The 11,046-nt window shown below is 53.8% G+C and carries 13 protein-coding genes; 6 read left to right on the top strand and 7 right to left on the bottom strand.

Going from position 1 to position 11,046, the window contains the following annotated elements:
• Positions 1 to 26: 26 nt before the first annotated feature.
• The 3 genes from G9Q73_RS03140 to G9Q73_RS03130 all read right to left on the bottom strand — a co-directional run bounded on the left by G9Q73_RS03140 (position 27) and on the right by G9Q73_RS03130 (position 3,629).
• Positions 27 to 1,013, bottom strand: coding sequence for an SNF2 helicase-associated domain-containing protein (locus tag G9Q73_RS03140; RefSeq protein ID WP_177418516.1), 987 nt, complete (start codon positions 1,011 to 1,013; stop codon positions 27 to 29).
• A 457-nt stretch (positions 1,014 to 1,470) separates the two neighbouring features.
• Positions 1,471 to 2,298, bottom strand: coding sequence for a hypothetical protein (locus G9Q73_RS03135; protein ID WP_218649918.1), 828 nt, complete (start codon positions 2,296 to 2,298; stop codon positions 1,471 to 1,473).
• Between the two features lie 695 nt (positions 2,299 to 2,993).
• Complete coding sequence (locus G9Q73_RS03130) at positions 2,994 to 3,629, bottom strand: hypothetical protein (protein ID WP_177418514.1); 636 nt, start codon at positions 3,627 to 3,629, stop codon at positions 2,994 to 2,996.
• A gap of 157 nt (positions 3,630 to 3,786) precedes the next feature.
• Here G9Q73_RS03130 and rtcR point away from each other — a divergent pair, with 157 nt between their 5' ends.
• Positions 3,787 to 5,385, top strand: coding sequence for an RNA repair transcriptional activator RtcR (rtcR, locus tag G9Q73_RS03125; RefSeq protein ID WP_177418513.1), 1,599 nt, complete (start codon positions 3,787 to 3,789; stop codon positions 5,383 to 5,385).
• Positions 5,386 to 5,530: 145 nt separating this feature from the next.
• Here rtcR and G9Q73_RS19370 read toward each other — a convergent pair whose 3' ends face one another.
• From G9Q73_RS19370 to G9Q73_RS03110, 4 genes are all read right to left on the bottom strand, one after another.
• Positions 5,531 to 5,854 carry a sensor histidine kinase gene (locus G9Q73_RS19370; RefSeq protein WP_304956631.1) on the bottom strand — a complete coding sequence of 108 codons (324 nt, stop codon included), beginning with the start codon at positions 5,852 to 5,854 and terminating at the stop codon, positions 5,531 to 5,533.
• A gap of 117 nt (positions 5,855 to 5,971) precedes the next feature.
• Positions 5,972 to 6,202 carry a histidine kinase dimerization/phospho-acceptor domain-containing protein gene (locus tag G9Q73_RS19365; RefSeq protein ID WP_246344962.1) on the bottom strand — a complete coding sequence of 77 codons (231 nt, stop codon included), beginning with the start codon at positions 6,200 to 6,202 and terminating at the stop codon, positions 5,972 to 5,974.
• 80 nt (positions 6,203 to 6,282) lie between these two features.
• Positions 6,283 to 6,855 carry a hypothetical protein gene (locus G9Q73_RS03115; protein WP_177418512.1) on the bottom strand — a complete coding sequence of 191 codons (573 nt, stop codon included), beginning with the start codon at positions 6,853 to 6,855 and terminating at the stop codon, positions 6,283 to 6,285.
• Positions 6,855 to 7,574, bottom strand: a complete 720-nt coding sequence (locus G9Q73_RS03110) for a response regulator (RefSeq protein ID WP_177418511.1) — start codon at positions 7,572 to 7,574, stop codon at positions 6,855 to 6,857. The genes G9Q73_RS03115 and G9Q73_RS03110 overlap by 1 nt, the downstream gene beginning before the upstream one ends.
• Positions 7,575 to 7,744: 170 nt before the next feature.
• Between G9Q73_RS03110 and G9Q73_RS03105 the strand changes: the two genes are divergently transcribed.
• From G9Q73_RS03105 to G9Q73_RS03085, 5 genes are all read left to right on the top strand, one after another.
• A complete protein-coding gene (locus G9Q73_RS03105; protein ID WP_246344960.1) occupies positions 7,745 to 8,383 on the top strand; it encodes a hypothetical protein in 639 nt (212 codons plus the stop codon).
• 45 nt (positions 8,384 to 8,428) lie between these two features.
• A complete protein-coding gene (locus G9Q73_RS03100; RefSeq protein WP_177418509.1) occupies positions 8,429 to 9,607 on the top strand; it encodes an OmpP1/FadL family transporter in 1,179 nt (392 codons plus the stop codon).
• Between the two features lie 27 nt (positions 9,608 to 9,634).
• The gene (locus G9Q73_RS03095) at positions 9,635 to 9,841 is read left to right on the top strand and encodes a YgaP family membrane protein (RefSeq protein WP_177418506.1); all 207 of its coding nucleotides are present in this window, start codon (positions 9,635 to 9,637) and stop codon (positions 9,839 to 9,841) included.
• Positions 9,842 to 9,987: 146 nt separating this feature from the next.
• Complete coding sequence (locus G9Q73_RS03090) at positions 9,988 to 10,452, top strand: cytochrome c (protein WP_177418508.1); 465 nt, start codon at positions 9,988 to 9,990, stop codon at positions 10,450 to 10,452.
• A 178-nt stretch (positions 10,453 to 10,630) separates the two neighbouring features.
• Positions 10,631 to 10,981, top strand: coding sequence for a hypothetical protein (locus G9Q73_RS03085; protein ID WP_177418507.1), 351 nt, complete (start codon positions 10,631 to 10,633; stop codon positions 10,979 to 10,981).
• Positions 10,982 to 11,046: the final 65 nt, after the last annotated feature.

Here is an 11,046-nt window from a genome sequence, read left to right as displayed (position 1 = left end):
TTGGTACTTCGTTCAGTTACGTGTACTCATTGGCCCGCCCGAGTAGACATCAGACCATCTTGTACCGCCAGCAGTGACTCCAACTCCTGCTCGCTCAGGGTCTCATCACCCAGGACGATCCCCAGTTTGAAATCCAGTAGCGCATCGGCGTCGAGTCTCTTCTGCTTAACATTGCCGATGGTGACGCTAACCTGCGGTCGGGCACGTTTCTTCCACCAGTTGGGCAGGCGGACGATAACACCGCACTGTTCGTAAAGTGGCGCTTCTTTAAGGAATTTGTAGGTCTCGGTTGGTGTCCACGCCAGGGGATGGTACAGATCTCCACTCTCGACCAGTTCCCTGATCAGAACGCTGGACTCGGACGCACGCTGCACCGGAGACAGCAGGCGGATCAGCGCCCGCTTGTTGTGGGCACCCGCATACTCCTGCAGGGCCTTGGCCAGCGGTTGATGACGAATTTTGCCCTGGCTCTGAAGGGTCAGCTCCGGTGCATAGGTCGCCATAAACGCAAACGGATAGTCCGGGTCGAGTTTGTTTTCCGCCAGGTGAAAGCAGACGCGGCCAGCCTGATGCCAGCGGGGAGCGTGTTTCTCAAGGTACGCACTGAGGCCACTCTGCTGCCGGATTTGCATGCATACCTGGTCGTCAAGCCACGACCAGATATCCGTGAGTACCTGTGCAGAGAGATACTCGGCACCGCACATCGGTGGTGCACCTTCGAGTAGTGATTCCGCTTGCTCTTCGTCGAGTGCAGTCGCTGAATCGAGATGCGCCGGTTCGGCCTGTTCCATCTGACAGCGCACAGCCAGATACCGGCAGGTGAAGGCCCGCCAGTAACCAAGTGCAGGGGAGAGGTCCACAGTGTTATCTTTCGCTGCCAGCGCAATCATGCCATCGGCGATGCTGCGTGCAAATGCGCTGTCGATGGCTGTCTGTCTGCTATTGTTGTCGTTCCCCGTTGGGTACCAGTGCAGATGTCCCGAGGGCAACACCCCGAGTTCAGATTGGGTCATTGGGTGGGTTGGTGTGATGTTTCAATTCCTTGGGGGGATCTGTTTTTCGGCGTTTGTGCGGGGTGGTTTATCAAAGGCACTGACGAGTCAGCGTTTGTCAGGTTATCGTCTCAGGCCACTTCCAGGAAGTATGGATAACTCTGAGTATCACAACGCTGTTTTCTTCCACGTGCCCAGCATGAACGGGTCCTGCCGGTAGCTTGCGCCAATTATTCCAGCTGCGCACCGATCTCTTCGGGTACGCGCATACTTAGGCTTGCCATTGAGGGACGCCTCCGTGTATGCAACATATCCATTGTAACGCGAATGGCCGATTTCTGCACTCCGGACGATCGAATGAAGAACGACGCCGGCGATGTTTGCCGTGCTTACCCAACTATCCCGTCCCCCTATTATGGTGTCGGCACTGTCGTTTGAGGAGTGAGGGTAAATGGCTAAGCGAGTATAGGCTGTTCAGTTACAGAAAATCATCCAGTACGTTGTCCGCCAGGATGATCTTGCTCTTTCTACGGAGCCTTACGACAGAAGGGTTGAAGTTATCAAGAATGTCGTGGCAGTTCCTGTCCAGAAATTCAACCGCCGCCTGTTGTTCCCGATTGGCTAATCCATCAAGCTCAGCGATTTCCCCGGTAATACGCTGGCAATCCTTGTGAAAGTGCCTGAAGCGAACCGCATCGAGGGCGCGCTTGTCGGAAAAAATGAAGTTGGTGTGAGGTTCGCTTCCCTGTTGCTCGGGTTGTAAGTAGACGCGTTGTTTTGATTCTTTATCAAACCGATCCAGTAGGTGTTCGTAACGCATCCGCATGTATTTGAAATAGCGATGCTGAAGTTCGTCCAGCTGAGACTCCTTGCCTGAGGCATCTACCTGAAAGTCAAAAATCGTTCCCTGTCCCACTTGTTTTCCATGGTTTTTCCCCTCTACATACTGGTGTGGAATGAGTTCATCGAGCCGCCCTGTTCCTGTCTCATCCAGGATGTCATGAAGCCATGCAGCCAGAGAGAACAGGGTGGCGTAGTTGAATTCACCGCCAATATTCAGTCTCGCCCAGCAGGGGTATAGATCTCCCCGGTAAGGCCGTACCTCGTATGCCGGATCTTCCCGCTTGCGGGCTTGCTGCTGAAAACAGTGGTCATCCCGAGCGTAGTCACCAAGGGTGGAAAAATTCAGAAGCGTTTCACCATCGGCCAGGTGTTCATTCAGAAAGAAGTTATTCTCGCCGATGCCCTGAAATGGCAACAATGTACTGTTCAGCAGTAAATATTGTTCATCATTGAATTCGCTCATGGCGTCATCCAGTTGCTCTGCGGAATTCGTATTGATGTCAAAAAGTATCTTTAACAATGTCTGTCGGATATGAAAATATTCTTTCCTGGAAGCATTCAGGCGATACCGTTCCTGCTCTGCTTCTGGCCACGCGTAGTATTCAGGGATGGCATGGATAATCGCGCGGCGCAGGGCGACTTTACTTTTGTCTGAATGTAAGGATGGAGGCTTCATCGGTATGCTCATTATGTCTGATACTCAATCAGAATCACGGTCCATGTCTTCTCTGTAGAGGGTAATCTTTTCAGCAGTGATTATCCGTCGGCGATGGTCACTGAATTTTTCACCGTCTGCTCGTTCCGTGCGCACCCCGTTGACCTTCCAGGGTTTGCACAGTTTGCATCCGGCTCGCCGGTTTCTCGGTCTTCCTCTCTTATGGTGCATTTTCAATGATCCAAAATTTAAATTAAATACGCGCATGGCCAATACAACCGACAACAGTCAACCCGCAAAAGTCCGGTCCGATTGATGGCATTCGACAACCCGACTCTAAATCAACTCCAGTTGCAATCGTGATGATCGCCGGAAGAGTCTGAGCTGCTCCTGCCAAACGTCCGGCCTGGAGGAGTCCACCAGGTTATGAGTCTGATGAAGGAGGCCATGCCCGTAGCCGCTAACAGTCATCCGGTCGCCCGCGGCGCAGCGACCTGAGTCACCTATGGTGAAACGGTGAGCCCGGCAATTCGGGCAACCTCTTCCGGTATGGAAATAGGCAGAGCCTCCCGATTCTTGGCGGCGATTTGGTCGGCTATAGCGAAGCTTTCAGTGCGGACGTTCTCCAGTTTCTGGCGGTAGTCCTCAAGCGCGCTATCCGGCATTACCCGCACACGAAACGTCGACGGTCTTGCGAACAGGCCATGCTCCTCCTGAACGCGTACCGGGAGGTTCGGCAATTCGTCGATGCCCACGAGTCCTGCTTCCTGGCCGTCGATCAGGCTCTCCATCAGGCGAAGTTGCTTGTTGAGCATGTCGAGTTCGGCGAGGCTGGAGCTGATGCCCGTCGCCTCGTTTGCGGAACCGAGGGCCTGGCGGATCTGCGCGATGGCAGACTGCAGGTCGAACAGGACAGGCATGAGCGCATCCAGCCGTTCACCCTCTGACCTGAGCCGCGCCTGCTGATCCTTGCCCAAGTGGCCCATGACCTCAGTCTCATTAAAGCCTGCGCGAACCTCCTCGGCAATGTCGTTAGCGCGACGCGACAGGCGCTCGGCCACCTTGTGCCAGCGGTTCAGTGTAAGTCGGTAGGTCTTGTCCATTTTCATGCCCCCCAGTTGGGATTCTTGTTTTGTCATCTATCTCGTATGCAATAAAGCAAATGTTGTGCCGGTTTAAAAAATAGCTCACAAGTCATTGTATTTGCCGTGAAAATTCTCAGGTGCCTGCTGTGGGAGGTGATTTGACAATGAAAAAGACGAGAAAATATTATCAATATTGATATATTATTCTCGCATGAATGTGGTGTTTTCCCTGTTTGATCCGGAACTCGATGGTGGCGACCCGAGCGGCCGTCTGAATTCTTGGCGTCCAACACACTCTTTGCTGAGTCACGTCGACCTTCCAGTCAGCAGGCTTGAACTCCTGGTCCAGCGTGCACATCTTGAGATGGCGCAGGCCGCGATCGCCGAGATGGCGGCATGTTCGCCTGAAACCCGTATCGTTCGCCACGATATCAACTTTCAGGATCCGTGGGACTTCGAGGAGGTGTTCGCGGTTTTACACGATGTGGTTGACGATTACCCCTTCGATCCGGACAAAGCCGATTACTTCGCCCATATGTCTGCGGGCACCCATGTCGCCCGTATTTGCCTGTTTCTTTTATGCGAGTCCAGGCTGTTGCCCGGCCGCATGCTGCAAACCTATCCGGCCGATGCCTATGGTCAGGGTACAGAGGCAGGCTGGCGCACGATTGACCTTTCGCTTGCCAGGTATGACCGCCTTGCACAGCGCTTTGAACGACGCAAGGCGCGTGGTGAACAATTTCTTAAGTCCGGCATCGCTACCGAGAACCCTGCCTTCAATCGTATGATCGATGAGATGGAAACGGTCGCGATTGCTTCGCAACACCCGATCCTGTTAACTGGTCCCACAGGTGCCGGAAAATCGGTACTCGCGCATCGCATCTACGCGCTTAAACATCAGCGTCATCAACTGACAGGCGCCTTTGTGCAGGTTAATTGCGCAACACTGCGTGGTGACGCTGCGATGTCGACGCTCTTTGGCCACTGCAAAGGCGCCTTTACCGGTGCGATAAGCGTGCGTGAGGGTCTGTTGAAGAGCGCTGACCAGGGCCTGCTCTTTCTTGACGAGATCGGCGAGCTTGGTCCCGAGGAGCAGGCGATGTTGCTCACGGCGTTGGAGAAGGGGCACTTCTATCCCATTGGCTCGGACAGGGAGGCGAGCAGCGATTTTCAGCTGATTGCGGGGAGCAACCGTGATCTGCGCACCGAGGTTCGTGCCGGCCGTTTTCGCGAGGATCTCCTTTCCCGCATCAATCTCTGGCATTTCGATCTGCCAGGTCTTCGTGAGCGTAGCGAGGACATCACGCCCAATATCGTGTTTGAACTCGACAAGTTCGCAAGCCGCAACGGTCGGCAGGTGAGTTTTAATCGGGAGGCGATGCACCGGTATCTCGATTTCGCACTCTCCCCTTCGGCGATCTGGCGTGGCAACTTCCGTGATCTCAATGCCAGTGTCACTAGAATGGCGACGCTGGCTGGCGGTGGTCGCATCGACAGCCAAATTGTGGAGCGGGAGATCTCCAGATTGGAGTGGTCCTGGATCAGGGAGCAGCCCGTTGCATCGGAGAGTTTTCTGGGTAAATTATTGCCGCCTGACACAGTCGATCAACTCGATCTGTTCGACCGGCTTCAGCTCGAACAGGTGGCTAAAGTCTGTCTTGAGTGTGCCTCATTGTCGGAAGCCGGCCGCCGGCTGTTTGGTGTCTCTCGAACGCACAAGACATCGATCAACGACTCAGATCGGTTACGCAAATACCTGGCCCGGTTCGGGCTTGACTGGGGGGCTATCCATTCGGGTCAACATTCCTGATTAGCGGTGAGACGTGAAAAACTGAGATAGATTTGTTTTTAACCCAAATTCAGGAAATCCTGACTATGGAAAATATATATGTCCCCTTCAGATCAATATGTGGCCATTTGAACGCCCCGCCAGAGGATGAGTGATTTTCTTGTGGTTATCCCGTCTGGGGAATAGTGACGAGGGCCACAGTACCGGATCTGGGAGCAAGCTGCAGTTCAACGGTCCAGCCGTTCGCGTCAGTCAACTGGCGCACGATTGCCAAGCCCAAACCACTGCCCCCTGTGGTGGTGCTGCGGGATTTTTCCAAACGATAGAAAGGGAGGAATACTGACTCCCGCTGATCAGCTGGAATACCCGGTCCCTGATCCTGAATCCTGATTTTTAGCTGGCTATCGTCACACTCCAACTCGACCTTGATCGGCTTTGAGTCTCCGTAACGGATCGCATTGTCCAACAGATTGGTGATGACACGACGCAGCGCCAGTGGATGGATTTAATTTTCTCATGCAGGATCGGCTGTTCTCCCATTGGATCTCTCTGTCATCGGAGCGTGCGGCCTGGATGATGGCATCCAAAACTTCGGCGATATCCGTCTCTACCTGCTCCTGCTTCTCGATTCCATGCTGATCTGCAGGGTTTCACTGATCAGTCGGTTTATCGTGGCGAGATCCCGTTTGATTCCCGACATCAGTTCCGCGTCCCCACCTTCATCAGGCAGCATCTCCAGGGCCAATTGCACTTGGGTGAGCGGGGTGCGGAGGTCGTGGGAGATCCCGGCCAATAGCAGTGTCCTGTTGGCCAGCAACTCTTTGACCTGCTGGCTCATCTGGTTGAATGTCCGCGTCAGGATCTGCAACTCCTCCGGCCCTTCTTCTCTTATCGGTTTCGGCCAGCTGCCTTTTCCGATCAGTCGTGCTGAGCGGGAAACGCGTTCGAGGGGGATGGTGAGACGTCGCGCCAGGAGTGCTGCGGTAAAAAGGTAAGGGCCGTGCCGACACAGAATAGGAACAACAACGCAAGTGGCGGTTGGATGCCGATGCGTGAGCGGGGAAATCCCAGGCGCAGCTTTTGGCTATAACCCGGTATCTCGGCCCAGATCCACTCATTGTCTCTGGCATCACGGCTTGTTTTGAGATGCACATCATCGCCAAGGCGCCGGGCGAGTGCCTGCTTGAGGAAATAGAAATAGGGTAGAAAATCGGTGTTGTCGGGAAGGGGGGTGTTCGTGACCACCAGGGTCAGGTCATGGTTTCGCTTCAGAATCTTGCGAAATGCCGGGCGTTCCGGCTCAGACAGTTGATCCCAGCGCTGAACGGAGTGCGTTATCACCGCCGCCAGATCGTCGGTGGCGCGTTTTCCCAAAGGGACCAATACATAGAAGGCCAATACACTCAGGGTCAGCAGTTGAAATCCGACAGAGACCAGGGCGATGGTGGCCAGCGTTCTGCCGAACAGGCTGTGAAATCGAAACAGTCCCATCACTCTCCGCTACGTGAGAACAGGTAGCCGGCACCCCAAATCGTACGTAAAAAGATGGGCTCTGAGGGATTGGGTTCTATCTTCCGTCGTAGTCGATTAACGCAGACGTCGATGCTTCTGTCGAGGTGGGAACGCTCATAACCCTTGGTGATCTCCATCAATTTATCCCGGCTGAGCACCCGGCCTGAGTGTTCGAGAAAAACCCGCAGAAGGGTGAACTCTCCATGAGTCAGGGGTATCTCGTTGCCCTCCCGGGTGAGACGGTATTTATCCACGTCGAGAGAAAAGGGGCCGAATTCAAGCGCGGATTCTTCTGCCGTTGCCACGGGTCGATCCGTGTTATTTATGCGGCGCAGGACAGCGCGGATCCGTGCCAGTAACTCTCTTGGGTTGAAGGGTTTTGGGAGATAGTCGTCAGCACCGACCTCAAGGCCGATGATTCTGTCCAACTCCTCTCCCCGGGCCGAGATGATGATGATGGGTTGATTGCCCTGGCTGCGCAGATTGCGGGCAAGCGACAGGCCGTCCTCTCCCGGCAGCATCAGGTCAAGGATGATCAGATCGGCATGGTGCGTCTTGAGGTGGCGGGTCATTGCGGCACCGTCTTCCACTGCGGCTACCTGATACCCCTCATTGGTCAGATACCGCTGCAACAGCGATCGGAGTTCAGCTTCGTCATCTACCACCAGAAGGCGATAACGGGTCTCTTTGTTGGCCATGCCGTATCCACGGGATGAAATATTTCTGAAACAACTCGTTACAACCTGTTACCGGTTGGTTAACGCCTCGGAAAATAACCCCATCATACTGCGTTTATTGCTCTGGGGCGGTGCTGCCTGCAACACGGAGCATGACTGAGATTCAGACACTATTATTGGGAGAAGAAAACATGCGACGTATTCAGCAAAAGAGTAACACATTTCGAATTCACTCACTGCGGAGGGGTTTGGGACTTCTCTGTGTTTCCGCCTCGATGTTGTTGTACGCCGGGGTGACGGTTGCCGTCGACCAGCAGCCGATGGCCCCTGACATGAAACAGGTCCAGCAGTTGATGAAAAAGCAGATTGGTCTGATGAAGCCGGAGTTGCAGAAGCGGGTCAAGGCGCTCTCGCCCAAGACCAAAAAAATGCTCCTCTCTATCTATGCGCAGCACTCCCGGCATAGCGACAAAGTCACGCTGCGTCAGGTGATGCACGAGGTGCTTTCCGACTACCAGAGCATGGCGGCCGGCATCATGACCGACAATGCGGAGCAGGCTGCCGACAGCGCCCGGCGTCTCGCCAACCACCGTATTCCCAGGGGCGGCCTGCTGCCCTACATGAGGTTGGATCAGATCAACGACAACAGTCTGGCGGCTCTCGATGGCTTCAACGCCAGCGTGGAAGGCACGGCAATGCGTCTGGCCGATGCGGCTGATCAGGGGGACATGGGGAAGGCCGCCTCGTATATGGATGACATCACTGGAGGGTGCGTGGGTTGCCACGCCATGTTTCGCGGTGTCCCTGGCCAGTCAAGTCTGTTGCGTTGATTCAAAAATTATAAATAGAAAATAAAATATCCAGAGGAGTCGAAAATGTTGATGAATAGAGGAAAAAACGCCTTGGCAATTGCCCTGCTTGGCAGTCTGCCGATGGCTGCGAATGCGACCAACGGAGATCAGGTGTTGGGCGTGACTGCGACCCAATGGGGTATGGGCGGAGCCGTGGTGGCAGCACCACAGGACACCGGTACCCTGCTTACCAATCCGGCGGGAATTGCCGAACTTGGAATCGAAGAGGCCAGATTTGATCTGAGTCCGGGGTTTCTCAATCCCCCAAGAGAGGTCAATGGCAACGAGAGTGATCCCAACCTTTTTTTCATGCCGTCCGGAACTGCTGCGTTCAAGATCAACGACCAGCTCTATTTTGGTTTGGGTATGGCAGCCATCTCGGGTTTCGGCGTTGATTTTTCGGATGCCCTTCCACTGCCCAACAATCAGCAGTTCGTGACCACCAAGGGATTTTTCAAGTTGGCGCCGACGGTTGCATACAAGGTCAGTGACAAACTCTCTCTCGGTGGTTCTGTCAATATTGGCTACCAGAGTCTGGCGCTGAGTACGCCCGGTTTCACCTTTGCGCAAAATCAGCAGTTTGGTTTTGGCGTGACATTGGGTGCAATCTATCACCTCAATGACAGGATGCAGCTCGGTGCGTCATGGGTTAGTAAGACGGACGTAAGCGAACATGAGTTCAATACAGCCGCCGGAAAGTTTGGTGTCGATATTGATATGCCCCAGACCTTTGCGCTGGGTTTTGCCTTCCGTCCCCTCGACGGTATGTTGGTCGAACTGGATGCCAAATGGATCAACTTCAGCGACACCATGGGATCGGTGAATATCAGTCACCCTGCCAGTTATACACCGGGAGATTTCGGCATGATGGTGCCGTCGTCACTCAACTTCGGGTGGGATGACCAACTGGTCATAGCCCTGGGCGTGCAGAAAGAGATAAACCCGAAGACGACTGTGCGGTTTGGCATCAACTATGCGGAGGCACCTTTTGGTGAAGAGGATGTGGACAACAACCTCGGCTCCGTGGCGATTCCGGAACTGCATCTCTCTATGGGGCTGACGCGTAAACTCACTGATCGGATCTCCGGTTCGTTCTCCTATACTCACGCCTTTGAAAATGAGTTAACGTCCAATACCGGCTCTGAGAATACCATATCCATCGAGCAGAACATCGTCTACGTGCAGTTGAGCTACGCGCTTTGAGCCGATCCCATATAAGTGGAATACATTATGACTATTGATAGAATTGTCCGCCTGATGGCGGGAATGATGATCCTGCTGAGTCTGGCCCTGACTCACTATGTCCATCCCTACTGGGCGTTTTTGACACTGTTTGTCGGCGCTAACCTGATGCAGAGTGGTTTCACCAATATCTGTCCACTCTCCAGCATTCTGAAAAAAATGGGGGTGCCGGACGGAACAGCCTGTTCGGGTTGATTACCTGAAATGAGCGTTCGGGGCGTCTATAGAGATGCCCCGAATCGATGAGAGACAATTATTTCATGCGTTGCAGGCTGAAACGGCGGCAGCGCAAAATCGGACAAGTAACCTTGGGACTGACCCAAAAAAGGAGAGATTCAACCATGTGTAAGACTTGCTGGACCATTACTGCCCTGATGCTGATTGTGATACTGGGCATGGCCTACAAATTTATCGTCGTGGGTAGTGTTGAACAGGCTACCGACGGGCGCTTGAGCCTGCAATTGGAACCCGCTGAAAAGGATCTGGTGATGGCGGAGATGCGTGCTTTTCTGGTGACCGTGCAGCAGATCAATGAAGGTGTTGTTCAGGATGACATGAAAAAGGTTGCCGATGCCGCGCGCAAAGTGGGACGCGCGGCGCAGGAAGCCGTGCCAGTCTCCTTGATGGGAAAATTGCCCCTCGATTTCAAGAAACTGGGATTCGATACCCATACCAAATTTGACTCCCTGGCTCTGGATGCCGAGCAGTTCGGTGACAAGGAACAGACCCTGGGCGCATTGGCCGAACTGATGCAAAACTGCATCTCCTGTCATGCGGGTTACCGGATTGATTTAGTTGTGGAATAAAGCTGGATTCAGTTAGGAACGCACGAGCCACTCCTGCTCTTTCATGCAGCAGGGCTTCCCGTGGGTATAAACCCTGTGTAAACTATCTGGTGAACAAGTCATGTAAATCAATTGGTTACAAGGTTATATGCGCGCACCTCCCAGGTGCGCGCACTCAAAAATGCCCTAATCTCTCAATATGTTGAAACTTACCCGATCCATAAACAGCTGGAATACGCCTGAGTTCAGGGATGTGCTCAAGGATGAAATCGAGCAATTGGATGCCGAAAAACTCCCCCTGCAACAGGGATTGGCAAATAGCAGTTATGTCGGCGAAACGCCCTTCCGTATGATGATTATCGGAGTTTCAGATGACTCAACCGCTGTTCGGGTACATGCCGGTATTTTTTATGCCGGGATCATTGCTGGCTGCAACTGTTCTGATGATCCGACGCCGGTTGATGAACAGCCGGAGTATTGTGGAGAAGTGGAAGTCGTTATCAGTAAAACCACGTCCGGAAGCAGGTCACTCTGGTTTGTAGGGGCTTAGACAGATATCAGTCAGAGAGGGACAGGGGCGGGCAGGCGCAGGAAACTCCTGCCGTAGTCGACGTA

The sequence above is a fragment of the endosymbiont of Lamellibrachia barhami genome (assembly GCF_011947365.2).
Taxonomy (GTDB): domain Bacteria; phylum Pseudomonadota; class Gammaproteobacteria; order Chromatiales; family Chromatiaceae; genus QGON01.
The sequence above is the reverse complement of the archived record's forward strand: the minus strand, read 5'-3'. Positions and strand labels throughout refer to the sequence as shown.

Bases quoted from the DNA above. Each gene is read 5' to 3' on its own strand.
- G9Q73_RS03140 (WP_177418516.1), bottom strand. From the start codon at position 1,013: ATGACCCAATCTGAACTCGGGGTGTTGCCCTCGGGACATCTGCACTGG.
- G9Q73_RS03135 (WP_218649918.1), bottom strand. From the start codon at position 2,298: ATGAGCGAATTCAATGATGAACAATATTTACTGCTGAACAGTACATTG.
- G9Q73_RS03130 (WP_177418514.1), bottom strand. From the start codon at position 3,629: ATGACAAAACAAGAATCCCAACTGGGGGGCATGAAAATGGACAAGACC.
- rtcR (WP_177418513.1), top strand. From the start codon at position 3,787: ATGAATGTGGTGTTTTCCCTGTTTGATCCGGAACTCGATGGTGGCGAC.
- G9Q73_RS19365 (WP_246344962.1), bottom strand. From the start codon at position 6,202: ATGAGCCAGCAGGTCAAAGAGTTGCTGGCCAACAGGACACTGCTATTG.
- G9Q73_RS03115 (WP_177418512.1), bottom strand. From the start codon at position 6,855: ATGGGACTGTTTCGATTTCACAGCCTGTTCGGCAGAACGCTGGCCACC.
- G9Q73_RS03110 (WP_177418511.1), bottom strand. From the start codon at position 7,574: ATGGCCAACAAAGAGACCCGTTATCGCCTTCTGGTGGTAGATGACGAA.
- G9Q73_RS03105 (WP_246344960.1), top strand. From the start codon at position 7,745: ATGCGACGTATTCAGCAAAAGAGTAACACATTTCGAATTCACTCACTG.
- G9Q73_RS03100 (WP_177418509.1), top strand. From the start codon at position 8,429: ATGTTGATGAATAGAGGAAAAAACGCCTTGGCAATTGCCCTGCTTGGC.
- G9Q73_RS03095 (WP_177418506.1), top strand. From the start codon at position 9,635: ATGACTATTGATAGAATTGTCCGCCTGATGGCGGGAATGATGATCCTG.
- G9Q73_RS03090 (WP_177418508.1), top strand. From the start codon at position 9,988: ATGTGTAAGACTTGCTGGACCATTACTGCCCTGATGCTGATTGTGATA.
- G9Q73_RS03085 (WP_177418507.1), top strand. From the start codon at position 10,631: ATGTTGAAACTTACCCGATCCATAAACAGCTGGAATACGCCTGAGTTC.